The following is a 24,231-nucleotide window of genomic DNA, read 5'->3' as shown; positions in this document are numbered from 1 at the left end:
TGTGCCATCATGACTTTTCAAATCTTACAATGCTCTCTACATGCGACGTATGGCAGAACATGTCCATCACGCCTGCATGGGTCAGGCGATAACCCTGAGCGGTGATCAGCGCTGTATCACGCGCAAGCGTGGCAGGATCGCATGAGACATATACGATGCGCTTGGCGTTAAATTTGCTAAGATATGCCATGACCTCTAGCGCGCCTGCACGTGGTGGATCAATGAGCAGCGCATCCACATCCTGCGCCCACGGCTCATCTGAGAAATCTTGGGTCAAATCTTGAGCGTAGAACTTAGCATGATGAATGCCATTGGCAGCAGCATTCATCTCGGCGCGCCTGACCATCTGAGTGCTACCTTCCACACCAATGACTTGACCAGATTGACCCACCATGCGCGCCAATGGCAAGCTAAAATTACCCAATCCACAGAACAGATCAAGCACGCACTCGCCTTCTTTTAGGTCGAGCAGCTCGCACGCAAGCTTAATCATCTGGCGATTCACCGACAGATTCACCTGCGTAAAGTCGAGCGGCGAACACTCCATGATAAGATCAAAATCAGGCAAATGATAAAACAATCCACCGACAGGCGGAACGGTCTGATTATTCGGCAGATCCTTAGCGTCAATGCGGTGCACACTATCAGCACCCTTAGGCTGTAGGTACAGCTGCCATCCAACCGATCGACAAAATTCAACAAGCGCCGCCTGATCAGCACGGTTCATCGGCTTGATGTGGCGGACAATCATGGCGACTTGGGAATGCTCATCACCTGCAGCAAATTCTAGATGCGTAATGTCTGTCTTAGCGGTTAGCTGTTTTAAGATGTCTTTTAAAGCCTGCAAATGCTCATTGATACGCACATCTAGAATGGGACAATCAGCCACATCTGTCAAAAAATTACTCGAACGCGCTCGAAATCCCACAATCAGCTCATCACCACGAGACAGATACCGCACACCAAGACGAGCCTTGGTTCGATAGGCCACACGATCGCCAACCAAAGGCGGCAGCCACACATCGGGGGTAACTTTGGCGTGATGCACCAGATGATTGGCCAGCACCGACTGCTTATGAGTAATCTGAGCATCCGCCTGTAAGTGCTGCAGACTACACCCGCCACAGACTCCATAATGCTGACAAAAAGGCATTTGTCTGTCCTGACTTTCTGTCATAATGCTAACGGCATCCGCCTCATCAAATGACTTCTTAGAATGCGTAATCTTTGCCATCACTGTCTCATCAGGCAGCGCAAAATTCACAAAGATTTTTTTGCCTTGTTTGTCGCCGTGCATCTCATCATAAACTGCCACGCCTCGCCCTTCATGGGTTAGCCCATTGATGGTTAAGGTGATTGGTGATGCGGTGTTGGACGATGCGGGTCTGCGCCTTTGTCGTTGTTGTCTTGCCATGATGAGTGAATGCCTGCCTGATCGGTGGGTGGATTGTGTATTATATCATGTTTTTAAAGACGTTCTTTTGTGCTGCTTACAAAGCTTATCAGATGACTCAAGCTATGATAAAATGACTTTTGTATTTTTAAGATAATCATCATGTCTGAATTACTGCTGTCTTTTATCAACTTTCTCACCTCAACCATGACTGGTATCACAGGCCTTGGTGGCGGCATGATTTTGGCGGGGATCATGCCGATGTTCCTACCAACCGTTGCCATCATTCCGGTGCATGGCGCGACCCAGCTTGCCAGCAATGCCAGTCGCGCGTGGTTTGGGCGCAGACACGTGGACATGACATACATCAAGCCCTATCTGATCGGTACGTTGATTGGCGCAGTGGTATTTGGGATTGTAGTGCGCTTCATCAAGCTTGACCTGATTCCGTTGTTGATTGGCTTTTATATTTTGCTTACCCAATGGTCGCATAAATTTAGTGAGCTATTAAAGAGCTTTGAGAGCTTTGGCATGATTGGGTTTTTGCAGACAGGTATCGGTCTTTTTGTTGGTGCGCCAGGTCCCATGCACATGCCACTACTCATCAAAAAATACAACAACAACCATGTCGTCGTCTCAACCGCCTCTGCGATGATCTCCATCGTGCACTTGATTAAGCTCATCATGTATGTGTCGATGGGCTTTGTGTTTATGGATTATTGGCAGGTAATCGTGATGATGATCATCGGCGCCATCATCGGCTCATGGGTAGGTACCAAGCTGCGCCACCGCATGCCCATGCCGTGGCTCAAGCGCATCCTGCCTTGGCTACTAACCATCATCGCGATTAAAATCATCGCTGACAATGCCATAAAGTTAAATTTTGCATGGGGCTGACGTAGATAAGCCCCAAACCGCACATCATTTCCTAAATTTTTTAGCTTTTATGATAAAAATTGGTAGGGAAATTTTGGTAAAAATAACTTACCACAAAGCATTGATGAGATTCCGCCAATCATGGTAAATAGTATCATGGCAGGGTATTGTTTGATAAAATTGTCATAAAGTCTGCTTGATATATAATGAGCGGGCAATCCATTTGCCAAATCATTGATAATCAAAAATAAAATGGCAAGCATCAAAAATACCACGCAGCACAAAAATCCTTTTAAAAATAGACCAACATAATCCTTTTTTTGTTTAATGTAAATTTGACTTTTGGCAATCCAAACACCCATCATCAAAGCAGGAATAATGGCGACAACAAAAGCAATGATAAAAAATGCCACGATGAGGGCAAACCCATAATTATTCATGCTTTGCTGATTTAATAAGACAATTATCAACAAACCCAAGAAAGACAGCAAAAATCCAATCATAGGGACAACAAAAGCGTAAGCCAAAATCACTTTTACTTTTGGATAAATAAACCCGGGTTGTTTACCAGAAGCTAGGATTTCTTGTTTGGTTGTCATTTTAATTACTCTTTTATTTTTGCGGCTGGCGTATATAAACGCTAAATCCCACTTCATTTCCTTAAAGTTTTTAGCTTTTGTGATGGTGCACCGTAGTTAAATCTAAACTCAGATTTTTTAATCCAATAAAAAGACACCCAATCATCATTGGGTGTCTTTTTATTATTGCCAAGCATCTAAGAATCGCTCGTGGCGCAGTGTGTCATCGGGATTTTTGATTTTTGAGACGAACTCATGCGTCTGCTCAATCATCATCTCGCAGCCATCAAGATCTGCCTTACCAGTCAAAATCAACCATCTAAGATAAATGAGCCAAGTATTAAGCACGTCCGATTCACAATACGTGGTCAGCTTCTGCCAGTCGCCACTTTGAACCATCGGCACAACTTGAGAACCATCAATCTTACCTTTGCCTGCAAAGCCGCACAGAGCAGCGATGGTATCGAGCTTTTGCTTGCTGTAGCCATTATACAGCGACATTTTATCCATCAAATCAACATGCATCTCACCATAACGATACAGATAATCTGGCTTGTTCGCTGAATTAAACAAAGCAGGTGCGCTAATCTTATGATGCAGTGCGCGGTATAGCAGGACAGGGACGTCAAACCCCGAGCCATTCCAACTGATCAGCACAGGCTTCTTGGCAAACGCGCGAAAGAACTTTCTTAGAATATCTGCTTCAGTCAATCGATCCAGCGCAAGTGAGTGCAGTGAGAACCCCCCATTTTCCACCCACAAGAATGACAAACAAGCAATCTTATGCAAAGGCAAACGCATAAAGTCATTGCCCGCCTCGGCTTGACGCAAGGCGATGAGTGCGGTCAAAGCATCATCGTCTGACAAGTCTTTTAGCTCAGGATACAGACGTCTTCCCGTCTCAACATCAGGAATCGTCTCAATATCAAAAACCAGAATTGGGCTTGCGGTATTCATGCACTCTCCTATGTTTGGCTCAATCAATCACACCGAACAGACCCGTTGATAAATAACGATCACCACGGTCACAGACGATGAATGCGATGATGGCATCAGGGTTGTTCTTGGCGATCTGATGCGCCGCCCAGGCCGCGCCACCGCTTGATACACCGCAGAACACACCTTCTTCTTTGGCAAGTTTACGCATATAGATCTCAGCGTCTTTTTGATTGACATCCATCAGAGTATCGACCAATGATGCATCAAAAATCCCCGGCAAATACTCTGCCGGCCATCTTCTGATGCCCGCAATGCTTGAATGCTCATCAGGCTGTAATCCGATGACTTGGATGTCGGGGTTTTGTTCCTTTAGGTATCTTGATACGCCCATGATGGTGCCTGTCGTACCCATCGAACTGACAAAATGCGTTATCTTGCCGTCCGTCTGCGCCCAAATCTCAGGGCCTGTGGTCAGATAATGAGCCTCTTTGTTATCTTCGTTATTGAACTGATCTAGCACGATACCAAGCCCATCAGCCTGCATCTGTAACGCCAAATCACGCGCCTCCTCCATGCCTTGCTCCACCTCGATCAATGTCGCCCCATAGGCGGTCATTGCATCTTTACGCTCTTGGGTGGAATTTTTTGGCATGATAAGCGTCATCTTATAGCCTTTCATGGCTGCGACCATGGCAAGCGCAATGCCGGTGTTGCCGCTTGTCGCCTCGATCAGCGTATCGCCAGGCTTGATGTCGCCACGTTTTTCGGCTTGGTCAATCATGTTAAAAGCAGGACGATCTTTGACCGAGCCTGCTGGGTTATTACCTTCAAGCTTGGCAAGTAGCGTTGCGCTTGTGTCGTTGGCAAGCCGAGACAGCTTCACCAATGGCGTCTGTCCAACATAGTCAGCAAGAATGGTGGTTTGATTAATAAAATTCGTCATTAGCACACCCTAATATTATAATTTTGGCCAACAGTTTCTAAAAACCGCCCTATGAAGGACGGTTTTGTAAGTTCAATTCGCTTATTATTGCTCAATGCCTTTCATGGTTAGCTTGATGCGTCCACGATTGTCGATGTCTTGCACTTGAACTTTAACAGTTTGACCTTCTTTTAGGTAGTCGCTGACATTCTCTACGCGCTCATCAGAGATTTGGCTGATGTGCACCAGACCGTCAGTACCTGGCAGGATGGTCACGAACGCACCGAATTCAACGATACGAGCAACCGTACCTGTGTAGATCGTGCCTACTTCAACCTCAGCGGTGATCGCCTCAATCTTAGCGATGGCGGCACGGGTAGATGCCTTAGATTCGCCAAAGATGCGAATTACACCGTTATCATCGATATCTACAGTTGCGCCAGTCTCTTCAGTTAAGGCACGGATCGTTGCACCACCTTTGCCAATCACATCACGGATCTTCTCTGGGTTAATCTCGATGGTCGCGTAGTTCGGTGCGTGTGCATTGATCTCTGTGCGAGAAGTTGCAATCACTTCGTTCATGGCATTTAGAATGTGGATACGACCTGCATGCGCTTGTTTTAGAGCTTGCTCCATGATGTCAGCAGTGATGCCTTCAATCTTGATGTCCATCTGTAGCGCAGTGATACCATTTACCGAACCTGCCACCTTAAAGTCCATGTCGCCTAGGTGGTCTTCATCACCTAGAATGTCTGACAATACCGCAAATCTCTCACCTTCTTTAACGAGACCCATCGCGATGCCTGCCACAGGTGCTTTTAGTGGTACGCCTGCATCCATCAATGATAGTGATGCACCACAGACAGATGCCATCGATGATGAGCCGTTCGATTCGGTGATGTCAGATACCACACGGATGGTGTATGGAAAGCGTTCAGCTGCTGGCAACATGGCTTGAACACCACGACGTGCTAGGCGACCATGACCGATTTCACGGCGTTTTGGACCGCCTTCACGACCGGTCTCGCCCACTGAATAGTGTGGGAAGTTGTAGTGTAGCATGAAGTGATCTTGCTTAGTGCCTGACAGGCTGTCCACCAAGTTCACGTCACGGCTGGTGCCTAGCGTGGTGGTTACCAGCGCCTGAGTCTCACCACGAGTAAATAGCGCAGAACCATGCGTATAAGGCAACACACCCACTTGAATGTCAAGCGCACGTACAGTCTCTAGATCACGTCCATCGATACGTGGCTTGCCTGATAGGATGTTGTCACGTACGGTGCGATATTTTAGAGTCTCGAACAGCTCTTTGATCTGAGCAACTTTATCCGCATAATCTTCTGCTGTCTCATCGCCTGCTAGAGCCAATGCTTCCTCTTTTAGTTCGTCTAGACGTGCATAGCGATCTTGCTTAACAGTGATGGTGTACGCCTCGCTCACCTTGGCGGTGAATTGGTCTTTTAGCCGTGCGTTTAGCTCTTCGTTGATCGCAGGCGCGACAAATTCAGCCTTAGCATTACCGACCGCAGCCGCAAACGCGTTGATATTTTCAATCACAACTTGCTGCTGACCGTGACCGTATAGTACTGCGCCCAGCATTTGATCTTCTGACAGCTCGTCCGCTTCAGATTCAACCATTAGCACAGCAGCCTTCGTACCAGCAACCACTAGGTCAAGCTGGCTTTCTTTCATTTGAGCATGATTTGGGTTTAGTACGTATTCGCCATTGATGAAGCCGACACGAGCTGCACCGATTGGGCCGTTGAATGGTGCAGGAGAGATGGCAAGTGCTGCAGAAGTACCAATCATCGCTGCGATGTCTGCATCTTGGGTCTTACCTGATGAGATAACGGTCGCAGTTACTTGAATTTCGTTCACATAGCCTTCTGGGAATAGCGGACGGATCGGACGGTCAATCAGACGACTGGTTAGCGTCTCAAACTCTGACGCACGACCTTCACGCTTACCATAGCCACCAGGGATTTTACCTGATGCGTACATTTTTTCTTGGTAGTTGACAGTCAATGGGAAGAAGTTCTGACCTGCAACTGCTTCTGGACGAACAACAACCGCCACCAATACCGACACGTCACCCATGTGAACGAGTACACTATTGGCCTGACGAGCAACACGGCCCGTCTCTAGAACAACTTGTTGATTGCCATATTGGAATTCTTGGCGAATGATATTAAACATAGTATTTCCTTTAATAAACTTGGACATGGTTTAAAGCCCTAAGAGATGTTTTAACTGTAATTATATGATTTATAAAACATTTCTTAGAGTTCTAAGACCACTGTCCACAATAAACATAAAATGACAAAAACGGCACGCAAACGCACACCGTTTTTGGTAAAAATTAGCCGAGCTAATTTTAAAATTAACGGCGTAGACCCAAAGATGCGATCAAATCAGTGTAACGATTTAGATCTTTACCTTTTAGGTAGTCTAAAAGTTTACGACGTTGGTTAACCATACGGATAAGACCGCGGCGGCTGTGATGGTCAGCTTTGTGTGCCTTGAAGTGGTCTTGTAGGTCGTTGATACGAGCAGTTAGAAGTGCAACTTGTACTTCTGGGCTACCAGTGTCATTCTCAGCGCGCTTGTATTTTGCGATGATGTCGATACGATCTTGATTAGTTAGCATAACTAAATTCCTATATGAGCAATGCGACATAATTCGGGCAAGCATTGCATTGCTAAAGCCTGCCTAAGCCTATTGGCATGAATTTTCATTATATCATGGAAATTCAAAAATGTCATTTAAAATCACAAATCAAAACCCCCTGCGTGGAGAAACAGAGGGTTTTGAAGGGGTAGATTAGAAGTTATAACGAACGCCGATTTTGCCACCGTATTCTTTAACTTTAAAGTTATCCACTTTGCCTAAGTGGTTGTATTCTACGCCACCGTCAATGGTCCATTGTGGGTTGATGGCGTATGACACACCCGCCACCGCACCTAAGCCCACTTGTGTTTTTTTGGCAGTCGTTGATGAAAAGAAAGACTCTGCACCAACAGAAGCCTTATTGCTGATGTCTAGGTTGAGTTTGTTGACGCCCACTCTTGCACCCACATAGGGCGTAAATCCTGACACAGAAGTGAAGTCATAAAATGCAGACACGCCCACAGATTGTGCTTTAACATTTGTTTTGCGGTAGTCGCCTGCCACATCAAAGCCTGTTTCTTTGTGTTCTAGCTCGCCAAAATGGGTGTAATCTAGGGCGTAACGAGTAGCACCATAATCGCTACCTACCGCCACAGAAAATGCGGTGTCGCTGTCTTTTGCTTTCTTTTGGCTTCGGTCATCTTTGACATCAAGTTTAGATGTGCCTACCAAGCCTTGCACATAAAGACTGCCAACATTGGCGGTTGCGGTGATGGACACGCTGGCGATGATCAGTGCTGGGAGTAATTTTTTCATAGGTTGTACCTCAAATCTTAAAAAAAGTTTGGTGTTTAATGTTATTTATAAAAACTTATTATCATTAAATCATTATTTATGATAAAAAGCAGGTGGATATTATGCCTAAATCGAATAAATTTCAAGTAGAATTATGTTAAGATGAAAATTAATAAAAAAATGTTCTTTGACTTTAAAAACTCACGCCACCAGTCTTATCGGTTGCAATCGTCCAGTTTTCTCCACTTGTCCAAGCCCCACAAACTTACCCTCATGATACAGACGAATTTGGCAAATTTCGCCAGCAAAATCAAGCTCATGCGTGCGGTCTTTGATATTAAGCCGCTGCCCCATTTTGATGCGTGCTGTTTCGTCTGTGGTGAGTTTGATAATAGGTAAATGATTAAGCAGTACATCTATCGGTAGTAGTTTGCCAAAGCGCTCATCAAAAGATAACTCTGAAAGCTCATCGACGCTTATCGCCCCTGCCACGTCAAATCCGCCTGTGCTGGTGCGGTGCAAAGCAGTCAAATGACCCAGCGTGCCAAGCCGTTCAGCCATCGTCTCGCCAAGCACGCGCACATAAGTGCCTTTAGAACAGATGACATCAAGGGCGATTTCGTCATCGCTTAATTTATTTAAAGCCAAATGATGAATGACAATGGGGCGTGGAGCTCGCTCTATCTCGATACCGTCTCGGGCATATTCGTAGAGCTTTTTGCCGTCTTTTTTTAGGGCGGAGTACATGGGCGGGGTTTGTAATTGCTCGCCCATTAGGCTGTTTGCAATCTCATCAAGCGCACGCCCATCAAAAGTTGGAACGGCTTTTTGGGCGATGACTTGTCCTTCTTTATCACCCGTATCAGTCTGCTCACCAAGCTTAATGATGGCGGTATAGCCCTTATCAGCATCTAACCCAAAGCTGCTAAACTTAGTCGCCTCGCCTAAGCAAATTGGTAGAAGCCCCGTCGCCATGGGATCAAGCGTGCCGGTATGCCCTGCTTTTTTGCTGTCAAAATCTGCTGACATAAACAAGCGTTTGGCTTGGGCAAGAGCTGAATGGGAGCTGATGCCGATGGTCTTATTCATTAATAATACACCCGAGACGATCTGTTTTGACATTAAGAATTATCCGTATCGTCAGCCTCAGATTCGCCAGTTTTTTGCATGGCTTGACTGACTAGATTCATCATGTGATTGCCGTGAGCGGTCACCTCATCATAATGGAATCTTAGGCGTGGTGTGGTACGAGTATTCATGGTGTGTGACAGCTCGGTACGCAAAAAGCCTGCTGCATTTTTAAGCACATTGATGCTTTCTTGATGCGCTTCTTTATTCATGCCACCATCTTGAGATGGCTCCAAAATGGTGACATAAACATCCGCATAACCCAAATCAGGGCTTAGTTTGACGCCAGAGATGGTCACAAAACCAGTCAAACGCGGGTCATTAATCTCATCGCGAATCAGCACAGAAAGCGTACGCTGGATTTGGTCGGAGAGTCGTTGTAGTCGTTGGTTCATCATTGCCTCTTTTAATCGGTTAAAATCAGTTGGTAATTGGTGAAATGATTAAATCATTATAAATGTTCAAAGCTTAATCAAACAACAGTTCTTAATTAAACAACTGTGGCGCAGTTTTATTGAATTTGCCATTAAATGTTAATTCAATCTTAAATCACGCCAGTTGCGACATAGTATAGCTCATTTATGCCATGAAACCAAATCTATGCCAACAACGCACGCCAAAGACTAAGCCTCCCGTACATTTAAAATCCATCAATCGCTAAATTGGCCTTTAGATTTGTCATGAAATTAGTAAATTTAAGCTAAAATCCAGCTAAAAAAATTCCCGAACTGCTTCGCTGACCGATAAAAATCCGTTAAAAAAAGCACCCACAAATAACAGCCTGATTACACAACCACCCAAACCCATACAGAATTTACGCAAGTTTACATTGATTTACCTTGGGTCGTAAAATGCCAAAAAAACTGCCCTATTTTTTGACAAAAAACGCCTATTATTAAATTTTAAATCACCTATACTAAGACACATGAAGTTGTCCTACAGTGACCTGATGGAGAATATGATTTCTTAACTTTGTTGATTACTTGGAGTCATATAAAAAAAGGCATCAAATCAACGATTAAGACCGATGCCCAAAACGCAAATCATTGATGAATTGCAACGGCAATTTACGACACTAAATCTTGAATTTGAATAAGGAGCACATTATGAGCAAGCTAGTTCGTTTACATGACATTGAAACCACCAACCGTGAAGTTTTAGGTGAAGGCTATTACAACCCTATCGGCAAGACCGCATATGGCATTGGACAAGAAAAAATTGGTAAAGTAGAAGATGCATTGGTAGAAGTTGATACTGGTAAAGTTCGCTATTTGGTTGTGGACGCTGGCGGTTGGTTCTTCTCAAAAGAAGTATTAGTACCAGCAGGTCTGTCTCGCATCGTAGGCGATGAAGTATATTTCGACAGCCTAACCAAAGATCAAGTCGAAGCGATGGAAGCTTATGACCGTGACTATGTGTACAGCTACGAAGAGCAATACAACAAAGACCGTGCATTCTATGCTGCCGACACACTACCAGCTGAAAGCCGCCTAGACCTAAACGAAGCACACTACACAGCGCCAAACACGCTAGAGCTGCTTGAAGAGCGTCTGACTGTCAATAAAGACCGCATCGTTGCTGGCATCGTAAGCCTAGGCAAGCATGTCGTGACCGAAGAGCGTCGTGTAGAAGTTGACCTAGAAGAAGAGCATGCACACATCGAGCGTGTAGCAGCAGATCGCCCAACAGACCGTCGCATCGGTGATGATCTAGGTGCAGACACCATCAGCGTTGAGCTAGAAGCTGAGCGTGCTAATGTCAGCAAGCAAACTTATGTGACCGAAGAGATCACCCTAGCCAAAACCACTGACACTCGCACTGAGACCATCCTAGAGACCATCCAGCGTGAAGAGCTGAATGTCGATGACCTAGGCAATGTGGTAGACAGACACGGCAATGTCGTGAACTACGAAGGCATTACTGCTGACGAAGTACGCCGCGCTCGTGGTCTATGATTGACTGATGAGCCTGGCATCATGCCAAAGACACGAAAGTAATCGAAAAGCCAGAGTTATCGCTCTGGCTTTTTTGGATGAAAATCATCGTTTAATCATCGTTTATTATTGGGTTAATTACCTACCAGCGACTAACGTCACAATTTACCAACAGCAGATCAATTTTAAATTTAAGGAAAAATCACATGACAAAAGACATCAACGACAACACACTTACCGACCCACAAGTACTCGAACTCTTAGAAGAGCGTGCCCACATTCACAAGGACAGAGTCAGTACAGGCAAAGTGGTGCTGTCAAAGCAGACCCGCTCTCGCACGGTGAATTTGCCCATCACTTTGACCGAAGAATACCTTGTCATCACTTATAAAGAAGACAGCTCACCGCTCAATCATCATAAACCTGTGAGCGATGATTCTTTAATCGACATCATCGACAACACCGCTAACACGCACGCCCAGATCAGCATCAATGGCAAAATGCAAAGTTTGGCATTAGGTGGCTCTGTTGAGATTTTGCTGTCTCGTGAGACTGCCACCGTCACCAAAAGCACACACGTCATCGAAGATGTCAGCCTTGACGCTAAGACCATCAGCAAAGAACATATCTTTACCACCGAGCTGAAAAAAGAAGTACTGGATGTCAAAGGCGACGAGAAGCTCATTGCCAATGATGTACTGATTGATGGTAAGTAAGATGAATGATTGGTGATGCCAAATCTTAGCCCATAATTCCAGTCTCTAAATTCTAGACTTTATCAGCCGCTTGTTGAATTTTTGACATAAAAAAACACCCCAACTTATGGGGTGTTTTGTTGCTTTGTCTTACAGCTGGCGCTTGACTTCGTGAATCTCAAAGACCTCAATCTTATCGCCCACTGCCACTTCGTAGCCCTTGACCGCAAGACCACACTCCATCCCAGCTTTGACTTCATTGACGTCGTCTTTGTAGCGACGCAGTGATTGTAGCTGACCTGTGAAGATTACCTTGTCATCACGCAGAACGCGGATTGGCTTGTTGCGGTAGATGGTACCTTCTTGAACCATACAACCTGCTGCCGCGCCAAACTTACTAGAGCGGAACACGTCACGAACCTCGGCGGTACCCAAGATCTTCTCACGATGCTCTGGTGCCAACATACCGCTCATCGCAGCTTTCACGTCATCGATCAGACCATAGATGACGCTATAGTAACGAATATCCAAACCTGCTTCATCAGCTTTACGCTTACCTGCCGTGTCGGCACGCACGTTAAAGCCAAGAAGTACAGCTTCACTAGATTCCGCCAAGATCACGTCAGATTCTGTGATGGCACCAACGCCTGAGCTGATAACACGCACTTTAACTTCATCAGTTGAGAGCTCATCAAGGGCGCTAAGCAGCGCTTCGAGCGAACCACGAACGTCGGTTTTTAGGACAATGTTCAAGGTCGCAATATCATTACCCATGCTCTCAAACAGCGTATCTAGGCGCATCTTATTCTGACGCTCTAGAACGCGATCACGCTCACGTGCCGCACGGAAGTCAGCAACTTCACGCGCCTTCTTCTCATCTGACACCACCAAGAACTCAGAACCAGCTGCCGGGGCATCGGGCAGACCTAGGATCTCAACAGGGATCGACGGTCCTGCGGTCTTGATGCGATCACCATTCTCATCGGTCATCGCACGCACTTTACCATAGAATTCGCCAGCCAGAACCAGATCGCCTTGATTTAGCGTGCCTTTTTTGACAAGTAAGCTGGCTACCGCACCACGGCCTTTATCGATACGAGATTCGATAACCACGCCCTGCGCTGCACCATCTAATGGCGCTTCTAACTCCATGATCTCTGCTTGGATGCTGATGGTTTCTAATAGCTCATCGACGCCCATGCCTGTCTTGGCAGAGACTTGCACCATTGGTACATCGCCGCCCCACGCCTCAGGCACAACTTCTTTTACTGCCAATTCGTTGATAACGCGATCTGGATCGGCGGTGTCTTTATCCATCTTGTTGATGGCGACAATCAATGGCGTACCTGCTGCGCGCGCATGGTCAATCGCCTCTTCGGTCTGTGGCATCATCCCATCATCAGCCGCGACGACAAGCACGACAATATCGGTCGCCTGCGCACCACGAGAACGCATGGCGGTAAAGGCGGCGTGACCTGGGGTATCTAGGAAGGTAATTACACCACGATCGGTTGTAACATGGTACGCACCGATGTGCTGAGTAATACCACCAGCTTCACCGCTTGCCACTTTCGCTTCGCGGATCTTATCAAGCAATGAAGTCTTACCATGGTCAACGTGACCCATAATAGTCACAACAGGTGGACGCGCTTGAACGTTGCCTGATTTCTCATCAACAGCCTCTTGAAGGTCGTCTTCTAGCTTGGTGTCAGAGACAAGCACCAAGTTATGACCAAATTCTTCAACCACAAGACCTGCGGTGTCCTGGTCAATGGTGTCAGATTCACGAACCATCTCACCCATTTTCATGAGTGATTTGATGACCTCGCGAACCTTAACCGCCATCTTCTGAGCAAGGTCAGAAACAACGATCGATTCACCAACTTCAACATTATAGACAATCTTCTCAACAGGCATCTCAAACTTATGCTTGCCTGACTGAGATGATTTTAGTCCACGCTGCTTGGTCTTGATCTCAAGCTCTTCTCTGCCTTTTTTCTTGCCGCCTTTTGAACGGCTAGAGTTGGTGTTAGTGCCACGCTTAATCTCGCGACGCTCTTTTTCAAAAGATTCCTCAAGTGCTGCACCCACCAGACCTTTGGCAAGCGGTTCGTCTTTACGAACGATGGTGCTTGAGTTGTCTTCTTTGTCGCTATAACGGCTTGCCATCTGCTTCATCTGCTCTAGCGTGCGTTTTTGCGCTTCTTCGGCAGCTTTGCGGCGGTTTTCTGCTTCTAATTGACGCAGCTTCTCTTCTTCAGCTTCGCGAGCCTTACGGGCTGCCTTGTCTTCAGCAGTTTCTGATTTGACAGGTTTTGGTGTAGGTTTCTTGGCTTTGTTGTCAGCTTTATCAGACTTATCATCAGTAGCTTCGCCATCTTTTTTGGCTTTTTTGACGACAACAGATATTGATGATGAGGTAGTTTTTTCTTGATCATCGCTGCTTGCGCGCATGGCGGCAAGGGTAGCAGCTTGACGTTCGGCAGCTTCTTTTTTATTGCGTTCAGCAGCCTGTTTTTCTTCGGCGGCTTTTAGGCGTGCTTCTTCAGCAGCTTTGGCCTGAGCGGCGACTTCTTCAGCGATTTTGTTAGCATCTGGCTTCTCAAAAACGATCTTTTTTGTTTTGACGACATTGACCGCTTTTGCTTTACCTGATGTGCCAGTTACTTTGGCAGTAGATGTGGTTTTTGATTTAATGCTAATACGTTTATTATCTTTATTGGTATCTGTCATGTATTCACCTGATTTTGTGTTTTGGCAAGGGCGACTTGTCGTCGCCTGTTGTCTTATTACTTGCCAAATCACTCAAAAAATTAGGTGTTTTGGCAATGACTTAATTAAATGTACCCATCACAAGGCACTCACACCAGTGGCGCGCATGGTTATTCGAACCATGATTTACGAGCGTTCATGATGATCTTGCCTGCAAGTTCACTGTCCAGCCCTTCAATGTCTTCGATGTCAAAGACTGCTTGTTCTGCCAAGTCGTCTAGCGTAATTATATCACGCTCAGCCAGCTTATAAGCGATCCCAGTCGTCATGTCTTCTAGCGCAAGCAGCTCAGCACTTGGCTCTTTGATGTTCTTTTGTTTTTCAAGCTCATCAGCGATAACAACTTCCTTGGCGCGTTCTTGGATGGTGGCGATCGCTTCGTCATCAAGACCTTCGATGTCATGGAAAGTCTCAACTGGCACATAGGCCACTTCTTCGATGCTGGTAAAGCCAATCTCAACCAAAGCTTCTGCCAGATCACGATCAACTTCTAGACGCTCATAGAATAGGTCGATATAGCCTTGAGATTCTGATGCTTGGCGCTCTAGATATTCAGACTCTAGCATCATGTTTAGCTTGTAGCCTGTTAAATCAGATGCCAGACGTACGTTTTGACCTTGAGAACCGATGGCGCGAGCAAGTTGGTCATTGGTTGCAAAGATAATGTCGGCAGTCTTAGCATCTTCGTCTAGCACCAGGCTAGATACGTCAGCAGGCTCAAGGGCGCTGATGATGTACTGAGCAGGATCATCGCTCCATACCACCACATCCACGCGCTCGCCATCAAGCTCTTGTTGTACTGCTTGGATGCGAGTACCACGCATGCCGATGCACGCGCCTACTGGATCGATACGATGGTCGTTCGTCTTAACAGAAATCTTAGCGCGTAGACCTGGCAGACGCGCCACGTCACGAATCTCAATGATGCCTTCTGAGATTTCTGGAATTTCTTTGGTCATAAGCTCAACCAGCATGTCTTTATGTGTACGAGACAACAGAAGCTGCGAACCACGACCGTCACGATTCACTTGATGCAGAAGTGCGGTCACGCGTGATTTTGGACGTAGAATTTCACGTGGTAGCGCTTGGTCTTTAGCCAAATAACCTTCAGCGTTGTCACCTAGATCAATCACATAACCGTCACGACTTTGTTTTTTGACTTCGCCAGTGATCAGCTCGCCCACGCGCGCTTCGAATGCATCTGCCACCAACGCACGTTCAGCTTCGCGGATTTTTTGGATGATGACTTGCTTGGCTTGGGTGGCGGCGATACGGCCAAATTCGATAGATTCGATTTGCTCCTCTTTGATGTCGCCGATCTTCCATTCATTCTCATCAAGATCACTAATGGCAAGCTGACAAGCTGGCATCTCATGATCTTCGTCAGCAACGACCGTCCAATAACGATAAGTATCATAATCGCCACTCTTACGGTCAATCGACACGCGAATCGCCACTTCCGGCTGCTCGGTATAGACTTTTTTCTTGGTAGATACGACTAAGGCTTGCTCAATCGCTTCAAAAATATCTTCAGGATTTAGCCCTTTTTCGTTACTGACCGTCTCAACAACGGTTAAAATTTCACGGCTCATCTTCGATCCTTTGGGTTAATTTTGGTTGGTTGGTTTTATGTTATTGACTCAATCTTCATAAATCAGATGAGCTTTATCCACATTATTAAATTCAATATCAAATTCTAACTTATCTTCGGTGACAACCTTCATGCTCGTCTCGCCCACCTCAAGCAGACGACCCACGACCTTGCGGCGCTTAGTGTCGCCCTGTCCGATGGCATGAATCAGGCGCAAATTGACAATCTCACCAACAAACAGCGCCACCTGCTCTGGGCTGAATAACGGACGGTCAAAACCAGGGCTTGATACCTCTAAAATATACTCGCCTGCGATCGGGTCATGCACATCCAATACGCCTGACACCTGATGATTGACCGCAGAACAATCCTCAATGGTCACATGCTCGCCATTAGCACGCTGCTCAGCGCTGACTTCGATATAAATTCTTAGCAAAGATTTGCGACCTTGCGGCATGAACTCAATACCCCAAAGCTCAACGCCACAGGCGTTCACCGCCGGAGCGATTAACTCGGTCAATTCAGCAATTTTACTCGATGGTTTCATGTATTTTCATGTATCCTTGGTTAAATATGGCTGCTTGTATTGTAGCATCACTAAACGACAAATACAAAAAAACCCACAAAACGCGTTAGTGGGCTTTAATCATCAATCAGCCTAGCCTTATTGTCTATATAAATTTACTAGATCGTAAGACACCTTATTTTATAAAATAAAACCAAAATAAGGATTTTAAAAAGTGGTAGCGGGGGCTGGATTTGAACCAACGACCTTCGGGTTATGAGCCCGACGAGCTACCAGACTGCTCCACCCCGCATCAATTTAGAACGCTATTATAGCATGCATTTTGATGTTGTCAAGACTTTTTTGAAATTCATAAAAGCGTTCAACATTCAGTTTAATTAATGGTGCCTAACAGCTGATATTTGGTGCGATCGGAGGGACTTGAACCCTCACGCCGTGAAGCACTACCCCCTCAAGATAGCGTGTCTACCAATTCCACCACGATCGCAAAATAGGCGCTTATTTTAACGAGTATTATTTAAAATATCAAGCGAAAAAACCAAAATTATCAAAAAATCACTCGCCTGCTGGCGCACTTGGCGCCGTGGTAGCAGGAGCACTCTGAGCGGTCGGCACATCAAGACGTAGCTGATCTTCTGCTTCACGCTGCGCATACCATGCCAAGGCAAGACTAGTAATAAAAAACACGGTCGCAAGCACAGCCGTGATGCGCGTCATGAAGTTGGCCGAGCCTGCCGCACCGAATACCGTGCCTGCCGCACCTGCACCAAATGACGCGCCAGCATCTGCACCCTTACCATGCTGAAGCAAAATAAATCCCACCATGACGATCGCCACGATGATATGAACTGCTAATAATACTGTAAACATAATAAAACCACTATAAATAGACTATATAAAGACAACCCAAAGATCAGCTAAATGCCTGTGCGATGACTGTAAAGCTATCTGCCTTTAACGAAGCGCCACCCACCAAAGCACCATCAACGACATCACAAGCAGCGAAGTCTTTGGCGTTCTTATCATTCACACTGCCGCCGTATAGCACGCTGATATCTACCAAGCCTTGCTTAGTCAGCTGTGCCTTGATGTGGCGATGCGTGACTGCCACTTCATCAACGGTCGGGGTTAAACCCGTGCCAATCGCCCATACAGGCTCATACGCGATCAGTAGCTGATCGGCTGGTGCATTTAAACCATCTAGTACAGACAGCTGCTCATCAAGCACGCTTAGGGTCTGACCGCCCTCGTATTCATCTTTTGTCTCGCCCACGCACAGCACAACAACCAGACCTGATTGGATGGCTTGGGTGATTTTTTTGGCAAGCATCTCATTGGATTCTGCATGGTAGGTGCGTCGCTCCGAATGACCGATCAAGGTAAATTTGGCGCCTAAATCCGCCACTTGTGCCGCTGATACGTCGCCTGTGAATGCGCCTGTCTCACCAAAAGCACATACGTCCTGCGCACCCACCCAAACAGATAAGTCTTTTAGGATGTCAGTGACCGCACCAAGATGCAAAAAAGTTGGCGCACAGCCCAAGTGGCAGCTTGAATTGTCCGTCACGCCCTTCATGGCGTGAGCCAACACTACTGCTTCGGTTAGCGTTGCTGGGTTTAGTTTCCAATTGCCAATGACGTACTTTGCCATATTGCACTCTCTTTGTTCTTTGTTGATGCGCCAAACGGTCGGCATGGTCAAAAATCATTTAAACGCATTATTATAACGCATTTTATTGTCATTACACACATAAAATTGTGTGTTTTTCGTCTCATGTCAATCTCAAAGCATAAAAATTTCAGCCAATGTGCTGTTAAATCATGGCAAATATAGTATATTACAACAATACTTATAAAATTGTTAATCCATGAACCACGCCACCACAGGACTTGCTCGAATTATACTAGATAGAGCACTCATCAATCATGACGTGCTTAGGGCTGCCATTGATGACGCTAGTGCCGCGCAGATTAGCCTTGCTCGCCATCTAGTGCGACATGGCGTACTGTCCTCCGATGTGATCGCCAAGACTTTATCTGAGAGTCTGGGCATAGACTTGGTGGATTTGGATAAATTTAACATCAAAGAGCTGCCCTTGCATCTGCTTGATGATGCACTCATTGCACGCCACGAGGTGTTACCCCTTGGTCAGCGCGATGGGCAAATTTTTATCGCCACCAGTGACCCGACACGCGCGCAAGTAATGAGCGAGCTTGGCTTTGCAACCAATGCGCACATCACGCCCGTTCTGGTCGATGAGAATAAACTCGTACGCATCATGCAAAGCCTGCATCTAGGCGCGGTGCTAGAGCTTGGCGAGGACGATCATGAACTGCCTGATAATGACGGTGAGGCGATGCTTGATGCGCCGACCGTTAAATTCGTCCACAAGACATTAAGTGATGCCATCATCATGGGTGCATCAGACATTCATTTTGAGCCGTTCGATAAGCATTATCGGGTAAGATTTCGCATTGATGGCATCATGCAGAGCATCGCAAACCCTCCCAAGGCTTCAGGCAATAAAATCAGTACTCGCCTAAAAGTCATGGCACGTCTCGACATTGCCGAACGACGAAAGCCGCAAGATGGGCGCATCAAATTTCCCCTGCATGAAGGTAAATCGGTTGATTTTCGTGTCAGTACCACGCCCACACTCTTTGGCGAGAAGATCGTCTTAAGGCTACTAGATTCTGCCCAAGCCCTAATCGGCATTGATACGCTCGGCATGAATGATGCCCAAAAACAGCTGTTCCTTGATGCACTAAACCGTCCTCAAGGCATGATCGTCATCACAGGCCCGACAGGCTCTGGTAAGACAATCTCGCTATACACCGCGCTTGGCATCCTAAATCGACCCGAGATTAACATCCAAACCGTCGAAGACCCTGTGGAAATCCACCTAGATGGCATCAATCAGGTCAATATCAACCCAAAGATTGGGCTTGACTTTGCTGATGTGCTAAGAGCTTTCTTGCGTCAAGATCCCGACGTCATCATGGTGGGCGAGATTCGCGACGTACAGACCGCAGAGATTGCCATTAAGGCCGCTCAGACAGGCCACTTGGTGCTGTCCACATTACACACCAATTCTGCCATCGACACCATCATTCGCCTAAAGAACATGGGCGTGGCAACCTTTAATATCACAAGCTCCCTAAGTCTCATCATCGCCCAAAGGCTCGTCCGCCGTCTATGCGGTGACTGTAAGCAGCCCTTAGACATCCCCGCCCAAAGCCTGATTGAGCTTGGCTTTAGTCCAGATCAAATCGGCACAGCCAAGCTATATAAGCCCGTCGGTTGCCATCAATGTAAAGACGGCTACAAAGGACGCATAGGCATCTATGAGATGCTGCCCATCACCCCTAAGCTCGCCACGCTCATCATGAGCGACGCGCCGACTCAGGCACTTAGCGAATTTGCCAAAGAACACGGCATGATGACCCTTAGACAATCTGCCATGCATCAGGTCATCAGCGGCATCACAAGCCTACAAGAGATGGAGCGTCTCACAGGTGCCTAAATCCATCAAAACAGCCAAGCTGCGCCAAATAAATAAGCCCAAAGATAAAACCTTTAGCTATAAAGGCATCTCCGCACAAGGCAAAAAAGTAACGGGTGAAATCAATGCCGCTACCCTGCAGCTTGCTCGATTAAAGCTGCAAAAAGAAGGTATTACACGCCCAAGACTTCGCCAGAAAAAGCCGTTTTTACCAAATTTCACCAACAAAATAAAATCGCTAGAAATTACCCTATTTTTCCGTCAGCTTGCCACCATGCTATCGGCAGGTATCCCGCTCATCCAAGCACTTGACATCACCAACCAAAACAGCAAAAACCCTGCATTTAGCACCATCATCAACCAAACAAAAACAGACATCGAATCAGGCTCCAATTTCGCCAATGCGCTTGGTAAGCATAAAGCATTTAGCCGATTATCCATCGCTTTGGTGCAGGCAGGCGAACAGTCGGGCGCGCTAGACACCATGCTAGATCGCATCGCAAGCCACCAAGAAAGCCTTGAAATCCTAAAAAACAAACTCAAAAAAGCCTTGCAATATCCTGCGCTTGTTAGCATTGTCGCCATCGCTGTAACGGTGATTTTATTGATAAAAGTTGTGCCTATCTTTGCCAAGACATTTAGCGAGATGGGCGAGAGCTTGCCACTGCCGACTCGATTTATCATGGCGTTATCCGATGGACTGGTGGCTAATTTTTGGTGGATTGTAATAAGCGTGCTTGCCATTAGCCTTGGTCTTATTTGGTACAACAAAAAAACAGGCAAGGTCAAACTTTGGCTTGATGACATCGCCCTGAAATTGCCTTTGATTGCTCCATTAATAAAAAAAGCGGTCTTGGTACGATTCTCAAGGACGCTTGCCACGACTTTTGAGGCGGGCATTCCACTATTAGCCGCGCTGGATTTATCCGCCAAAGCCACCAACCATCACGCATTCATCAAGGAGCTAAACGACATCAGCACCAAAGTAAATAGCGGTCAAAGACTCAGCCAAGCCATGAGACAAAGTACACTATTCCTACCGATGACCGTGCAGATGATCGATGTGGGTGAAGAATCCGGCAAGCTCACCGAGATGCTAAATAAAGTCGCCGATTATTATGATAATGAAGTCAGCGAACAGATCGACGGATTAACCAGCCTGATCGAGCCCATCATCATCGTGATACTTGGCATCATCGTGGGCGCAGTTGTGATTGCGATGTATTTGCCAATTTTTCAAATCGGGGCGAGTGTATCATGATTGGTGTGTTAAACATTCTCACCCAAAACCATGCGCTATTTTTGATAATGACAGGGATATTAGGGCTCATCGTTGGTAGCTTTATCAATGTCGTGATTCATCGCATGCCCAAGACCATGCTGAGCGAATGGCGACATGAGATCAGCGAATTTATCGCAGCAGATGAAGCACTCAAGGACGCCACCAAGAACGACGTTCAAGCGCACTATCAGCCCAACCCTTCACCCAATCCATCTACCCTACGATCACGCTGCCCACATTGCACAGCCGTCATCGCTTGGCAGCACAACATTCCCGTAATTAGCTACCTACTTCTGAGTGGTCGCTGCGCATCCTGCCAAGCAAAGATATCCCTAAGCTATCCCGTCACGGAGCTCTTAACGGCGGTGTTATCAATACTCATCGTTCATCATTTTGGTGTGAGTATTCAGGCGGGGCTGGCGCTGATCTTTTTGTGGTATTTGGTTGCTTTATCAGGGATTGATTATCACACCAAGCTACTGCCCGATCGCCTACTTGTGCCGCTTGGCATGGTCGGTCTGATCGCCAACACTCAACATGTCTTTACCACGCCAAATCTTGCCATCTGGGGGCTAGTGATGGGCTTTGTGGTGTTTTGGGGAATTAATGCATTGTTCAAGGTCATCATGGGCAAGGATGGTATGGGACTTGGTGATGCTAAGCTGCTTGGCGTGCTTGGCGCATGGCTTGGGATGTTCTATTTGCCGATGATTGTCTTCATCGCTGCACTGCTTGGTGTAATCGCAGGCATCATTAATAAATACCGACAAGATGAAGAAGTCTTTGCCTTTGGGCCTTACTTGGCGATAGGCGGTTTGTTTTCACTATTATATGGTGAGACGACATGGTCGTGTTATGGTGTATTGGCAATGAATTAATACACAGGCTGGCTTGATTGACTTATCATATTAAACATTGGAGGATATATGAGTGGATTAATCATCGGATTGACGGGCGGAATTGGCAGCGGTAAGAGCGCAGTAAGCGACTGGTTCGCCATGCAGGGCGGAGACGTGGTCGATGCTGATGTCATCGCTCATGCCATCACCGCTAAAGACAGTCCTGTACTAGATGAGCTGAAGGACGTTTTTGGCGACTGGGTCATAGATAGTGGTGGCAACTACAATCGCGCCGCCATGCGCGAACACATCCTAAAACATCCTGCTGCCATCACCACCCTAAACACCATCACGCATCCACACATTCAAGCACAAATCAAAGACGCCCTGGCAAAGAGCACGTCTGCCTATTGTATCTTATCGGTGCCGCTTTTGGTCGAAGGCATGGCAAAATCCCCAAACTTAGCCGAGCTGTGTGACAGGATTCTGGTCGTGGATGTTCCTGAGTCTATCCAAATAGACCGCGCGACCAAACGCGACCAAATCAAGCTGTCACACCATCAAGACCCCATCGCCTACGTTAAGACCATCATCGCCAAGCAAGCCACACGCCAACAACGGCTGGCAGCAGCTGATGATGTGGTGGATAATGGTGGCACACTAGATGAACTGTATGTACAGCTTGAGCGGCTACATGAGGGTTATTTGGCGATGGTAAAGTGCTAAAACGACGAATTAGGCTCTTTTAAGAATTCTAATTCTTCAGCTGTGCTTTCCCTGCCCAATATCTCATTACGATGCGGATAACGACCAAAGCGCTCGATGATGTCCTTATGTCGATGCTCAAAGTCAAGCGTCACAGCATCACCAATCCGCCCAAAAATATCCACCGCGCGCTCATGTATGATTAAACTCTCTGAGTGCATGAACGGCATGGCGGCAAATATCCGAAAATCCACCGGCAACTCGTTAAAACCCACCAAAGCCACCGCCTCTTGAGCCAAAATAAGCACCACATCATCGGCGGCGAATGCCTTTGGCGTGTCGCGATAGACATTACGACTAAACTGATCTAGGATAATTATCTCCGCTAATCTGCCATAATGATCAGTACGCCAGCCCCAGAGCTCGCCTGCTCTCGCCTGATCGATCAAATCTTCGAACTGCTCAGCGATTTTATGGTCAAATTCATCAGATTTGGCGAACCAAAACGGCTTATTATCCGCATCGAACCAAAAATTTAGCACACGGTTCGCCATCTCATTCGTGGTATAAATCATCATCAATCCTTACTTATTTTCTTATCCAATATCTTCTCATGGCGCAACCATATTCAAATGGCTGATCAGGTGTGATTATGCACTCTAGCACGCCGCCGCACTTTTCGATGACTTTTGCGCTCGCGACATTATCATCGCTACACGTTACCAGTACATCACTCACGCCAAGTTCATTCAAGGTCTGCACGCCAAATGTCAGCATCGAAGTCGCAACACCTCGCCCCTCAAAATCAGGATGCGTGGTATAACCAATATGACCGCCATACATTCCTAAGAACTCATTAAGCTCGTGGCGCAGATTCAACATGCCCACCACGCCATCGCCATATAAGGCAAGATATATTGCACTTGGCATCTTATCATAGCCAAATCGATTGGTGCCCTTCGGTGCATAGACATAGCTTAGCCAATCATCATAAGCGTCGGCATCATTTAACACATCAAACGCTGACAACTCATCAGTACCATGAATTAACGGCTGACCGTGTTCATCAAATGCGCGCACAAAATCAACCACAGTCTTCCTGTGGTCTGTCTTAGGTTACACAAACAATAAATCCATCATCGCTC

The 24,231-nt window shown here is 46.5% G+C and carries 22 protein-coding genes, 2 tRNA genes and 1 pseudogene; 7 read left to right on the top strand and 18 right to left on the bottom strand.

Features of this window, described 5'->3' with window-relative positions; genetic code table 11:
- Nucleotides 1–7: 7 nt before the first annotated feature.
- Complete coding sequence (rlmD, locus tag MBO_RS09720) at nucleotides 8–1,414, bottom strand: 23S rRNA (uracil(1939)-C(5))-methyltransferase RlmD (RefSeq protein WP_052585437.1); 1,407 nt, start codon at nucleotides 1,412–1,414, stop codon at nucleotides 8–10.
- Nucleotides 1,415–1,555: 141 nt separating this feature from the next.
- Here rlmD and MBO_RS09715 point away from each other — a divergent pair, with 141 nt between their 5' ends.
- Nucleotides 1,556–2,290 carry a sulfite exporter TauE/SafE family protein gene (locus MBO_RS09715; protein ID WP_036367210.1) on the top strand — a complete coding sequence of 245 codons (735 nt, stop codon included), beginning with the start codon at nucleotides 1,556–1,558 and terminating at the stop codon, nucleotides 2,288–2,290.
- A 47-nt stretch (nucleotides 2,291–2,337) separates the two neighbouring features.
- Here MBO_RS09715 and MBO_RS09710 read toward each other — a convergent pair whose 3' ends face one another.
- From MBO_RS09710 to MBO_RS09675, 8 genes are all read right to left on the bottom strand, one after another.
- The gene (locus MBO_RS09710; RefSeq protein WP_152545141.1) at nucleotides 2,338–2,925 is read right to left on the bottom strand and encodes a hypothetical protein; all 588 of its coding nucleotides are present in this window, start codon (nucleotides 2,923–2,925) and stop codon (nucleotides 2,338–2,340) included.
- A 105-nt stretch (nucleotides 2,926–3,030) separates the two neighbouring features.
- Nucleotides 3,031–3,804 (bottom strand): 3'-5' exonuclease, encoded by a 774-nt coding sequence (locus tag MBO_RS09705; protein ID WP_036367206.1) that lies wholly within the window; start codon nucleotides 3,802–3,804, stop codon nucleotides 3,031–3,033.
- Nucleotides 3,805–3,823: 19 nt separating this feature from the next.
- Nucleotides 3,824–4,729, bottom strand: coding sequence for a cysteine synthase CysM (cysM, locus tag MBO_RS09700; RefSeq protein WP_036367203.1), 906 nt, complete (start codon nucleotides 4,727–4,729; stop codon nucleotides 3,824–3,826).
- An 84-nt stretch (nucleotides 4,730–4,813) separates the two neighbouring features.
- Complete coding sequence (pnp, locus tag MBO_RS09695) at nucleotides 4,814–6,904, bottom strand: polyribonucleotide nucleotidyltransferase (RefSeq protein WP_036367200.1); 2,091 nt, start codon at nucleotides 6,902–6,904, stop codon at nucleotides 4,814–4,816.
- 184 nt (nucleotides 6,905–7,088) lie between these two features.
- Complete coding sequence (gene rpsO / locus MBO_RS09690; RefSeq protein WP_036367197.1) at nucleotides 7,089–7,355, bottom strand: 30S ribosomal protein S15; 267 nt, start codon at nucleotides 7,353–7,355, stop codon at nucleotides 7,089–7,091.
- A 174-nt stretch (nucleotides 7,356–7,529) separates the two neighbouring features.
- Nucleotides 7,530–8,132, bottom strand: coding sequence for an opacity family porin (locus MBO_RS09685; RefSeq protein ID WP_036367194.1), 603 nt, complete (start codon nucleotides 8,130–8,132; stop codon nucleotides 7,530–7,532).
- 180 nt (nucleotides 8,133–8,312) lie between these two features.
- Nucleotides 8,313–9,233 carry a tRNA pseudouridine(55) synthase TruB gene (gene truB, locus MBO_RS09680; protein WP_036367189.1) on the bottom strand — a complete coding sequence of 307 codons (921 nt, stop codon included), beginning with the start codon at nucleotides 9,231–9,233 and terminating at the stop codon, nucleotides 8,313–8,315.
- On the bottom strand, nucleotides 9,233–9,634 hold the full coding sequence (locus tag MBO_RS09675; RefSeq protein WP_036367185.1) for a ribosome-binding factor A: 402 nt from the start codon (nucleotides 9,632–9,634) through the stop codon (nucleotides 9,233–9,235). Before MBO_RS09675 ends, truB begins: the two co-directional genes overlap by 1 nt.
- A gap of 708 nt (nucleotides 9,635–10,342) precedes the next feature.
- On the opposite strand from MBO_RS09675, the gene MBO_RS09670 reads away from it, so the two are divergent.
- A complete protein-coding gene (locus MBO_RS09670) occupies nucleotides 10,343–11,194 on the top strand; it encodes a DUF2382 domain-containing protein (RefSeq protein WP_173944280.1) in 852 nt (283 codons plus the stop codon).
- Nucleotides 11,195–11,379: 185 nt separating this feature from the next.
- Entirely contained in the window at nucleotides 11,380–11,889 is a 510-nt protein-coding gene (locus MBO_RS09665) for a YsnF/AvaK domain-containing protein (RefSeq protein ID WP_036367176.1), read from the top strand.
- A gap of 129 nt (nucleotides 11,890–12,018) precedes the next feature.
- Here the strand turns inward: MBO_RS09665 and infB are convergent.
- The 7 genes and pseudogenes from infB to tpiA all read right to left on the bottom strand — a co-directional run.
- A pseudogene (gene infB, locus MBO_RS09660) lies at nucleotides 12,019–14,586 on the bottom strand (translation initiation factor IF-2); the annotation flags it as partial.
- 164 nt (nucleotides 14,587–14,750) lie between these two features.
- Nucleotides 14,751–16,232, bottom strand: a complete 1,482-nt coding sequence (gene nusA, locus MBO_RS09655; RefSeq protein ID WP_036367173.1) for a transcription termination factor NusA — start codon at nucleotides 16,230–16,232, stop codon at nucleotides 14,751–14,753.
- 48 nt (nucleotides 16,233–16,280) lie between these two features.
- Nucleotides 16,281–16,778 (bottom strand): ribosome maturation factor RimP, encoded by a 498-nt coding sequence (gene rimP, locus MBO_RS09650; protein ID WP_036367169.1) that lies wholly within the window; start codon nucleotides 16,776–16,778, stop codon nucleotides 16,281–16,283.
- A gap of 194 nt (nucleotides 16,779–16,972) precedes the next feature.
- Nucleotides 16,973–17,049: transfer RNA gene (locus MBO_RS09645), tRNA-Met, on the bottom strand.
- Nucleotides 17,050–17,159: 110 nt separating this feature from the next.
- Nucleotides 17,160–17,244, bottom strand: a tRNA-Leu gene (locus MBO_RS09640).
- 68 nt (nucleotides 17,245–17,312) lie between these two features.
- Complete coding sequence (gene secG, locus MBO_RS09635) at nucleotides 17,313–17,627, bottom strand: preprotein translocase subunit SecG (RefSeq protein ID WP_036367167.1); 315 nt, start codon at nucleotides 17,625–17,627, stop codon at nucleotides 17,313–17,315.
- 43 nt (nucleotides 17,628–17,670) lie between these two features.
- Nucleotides 17,671–18,453 (bottom strand): triose-phosphate isomerase, encoded by a 783-nt coding sequence (gene tpiA, locus MBO_RS09630; RefSeq protein WP_227712725.1) that lies wholly within the window; start codon nucleotides 18,451–18,453, stop codon nucleotides 17,671–17,673.
- A 172-nt stretch (nucleotides 18,454–18,625) separates the two neighbouring features.
- Between tpiA and pilB the strand changes: the two genes are divergently transcribed.
- Genes pilB through coaE form a run of 4 tightly spaced genes read left to right on the top strand, consistent with a single transcriptional unit; the run spans nucleotide 18,626 to nucleotide 23,107 of the window.
- A complete protein-coding gene (gene pilB, locus MBO_RS09625; RefSeq protein ID WP_036367163.1) occupies nucleotides 18,626–20,281 on the top strand; it encodes a type IV-A pilus assembly ATPase PilB in 1,656 nt (551 codons plus the stop codon).
- On the top strand, nucleotides 20,274–21,521 hold the full coding sequence (locus MBO_RS09620) for a type II secretion system F family protein (protein WP_052585435.1): 1,248 nt from the start codon (nucleotides 20,274–20,276) through the stop codon (nucleotides 21,519–21,521). The genes pilB and MBO_RS09620 overlap by 8 nt, the downstream gene beginning before the upstream one ends.
- A complete protein-coding gene (locus MBO_RS09615) occupies nucleotides 21,518–22,420 on the top strand; it encodes a prepilin peptidase (protein ID WP_036367160.1) in 903 nt (300 codons plus the stop codon). The genes MBO_RS09620 and MBO_RS09615 overlap by 4 nt, the downstream gene beginning before the upstream one ends.
- Nucleotides 22,421–22,468: 48 nt before the next feature.
- Entirely contained in the window at nucleotides 22,469–23,107 is a 639-nt protein-coding gene (gene coaE, locus MBO_RS09610; protein WP_036367156.1) for a dephospho-CoA kinase, read from the top strand.
- On the opposite strand, the gene MBO_RS09605 is transcribed toward coaE, so the two are convergent.
- Entirely contained in the window at nucleotides 23,104–23,640 is a 537-nt protein-coding gene (locus tag MBO_RS09605) for a DUF924 family protein (RefSeq protein ID WP_036367357.1), read from the bottom strand. The genes coaE and MBO_RS09605 overlap by 4 nt on opposite strands.
- 34 nt (nucleotides 23,641–23,674) lie before the next feature.
- Entirely contained in the window at nucleotides 23,675–24,178 is a 504-nt protein-coding gene (locus MBO_RS09600) for a GNAT family N-acetyltransferase (RefSeq protein WP_052585434.1), read from the bottom strand.
- Nucleotides 24,179–24,231: the final 53 nt, after the last annotated feature.

It is taken from the genome of Moraxella bovoculi 237, assembly GCF_000696305.2.
Lineage (GTDB): Bacteria > Pseudomonadota > Gammaproteobacteria > Pseudomonadales > Moraxellaceae > Moraxella > Moraxella bovoculi.
The sequence above is the reverse complement of the archived record's forward strand: the minus strand, read 5'-3'. Positions and strand labels throughout refer to the sequence as shown.

Bases quoted from the DNA above. Each gene is read 5' to 3' on its own strand.
- coaE (WP_036367156.1), top strand. From the start codon at position 22,469: ATGAGTGGATTAATCATCGGATTGACGGGCGGAATTGGCAGCGGTAAG.
- MBO_RS09710 (WP_152545141.1), bottom strand. From the start codon at position 2,925: ATGAAGTGGGATTTAGCGTTTATATACGCCAGCCGCAAAAATAAAAGA.
- rpsO (WP_036367197.1), bottom strand. From the start codon at position 7,355: ATGCTAACTAATCAAGATCGTATCGACATCATCGCAAAATACAAGCGC.
- MBO_RS09705 (WP_036367206.1), bottom strand. From the start codon at position 3,804: ATGAATACCGCAAGCCCAATTCTGGTTTTTGATATTGAGACGATTCCT.
- tpiA (WP_227712725.1), bottom strand. From the start codon at position 18,453: ATGCCGACCGTTTGGCGCATCAACAAAGAACAAAGAGAGTGCAATATG.
- rlmD (WP_052585437.1), bottom strand. From the start codon at position 1,414: ATGGCAAGACAACAACGACAAAGGCGCAGACCCGCATCGTCCAACACC.
- MBO_RS09715 (WP_036367210.1), top strand. From the start codon at position 1,556: ATGTCTGAATTACTGCTGTCTTTTATCAACTTTCTCACCTCAACCATG.
- MBO_RS09605 (WP_036367357.1), bottom strand. From the start codon at position 23,640: ATGGCGAACCGTGTGCTAAATTTTTGGTTCGATGCGGATAATAAGCCG.
- MBO_RS09615 (WP_036367160.1), top strand. From the start codon at position 21,518: ATGATTGGTGTGTTAAACATTCTCACCCAAAACCATGCGCTATTTTTG.
- pnp (WP_036367200.1), bottom strand. From the start codon at position 6,904: ATGTTTAATATCATTCGCCAAGAATTCCAATATGGCAATCAACAAGTT.
- MBO_RS09665 (WP_036367176.1), top strand. From the start codon at position 11,380: ATGACAAAAGACATCAACGACAACACACTTACCGACCCACAAGTACTC.
- truB (WP_036367189.1), bottom strand. From the start codon at position 9,233: ATGTCAAAACAGATCGTCTCGGGTGTATTATTAATGAATAAGACCATC.
- rimP (WP_036367169.1), bottom strand. From the start codon at position 16,778: ATGAAACCATCGAGTAAAATTGCTGAATTGACCGAGTTAATCGCTCCG.
- MBO_RS09675 (WP_036367185.1), bottom strand. From the start codon at position 9,634: ATGAACCAACGACTACAACGACTCTCCGACCAAATCCAGCGTACGCTT.
- pilB (WP_036367163.1), top strand. From the start codon at position 18,626: ATGAACCACGCCACCACAGGACTTGCTCGAATTATACTAGATAGAGCA.
- nusA (WP_036367173.1), bottom strand. From the start codon at position 16,232: ATGAGCCGTGAAATTTTAACCGTTGTTGAGACGGTCAGTAACGAAAAA.
- cysM (WP_036367203.1), bottom strand. From the start codon at position 4,729: ATGACGAATTTTATTAATCAAACCACCATTCTTGCTGACTATGTTGGA.
- secG (WP_036367167.1), bottom strand. From the start codon at position 17,627: ATGTTTACAGTATTATTAGCAGTTCATATCATCGTGGCGATCGTCATG.
- MBO_RS09685 (WP_036367194.1), bottom strand. From the start codon at position 8,132: ATGAAAAAATTACTCCCAGCACTGATCATCGCCAGCGTGTCCATCACC.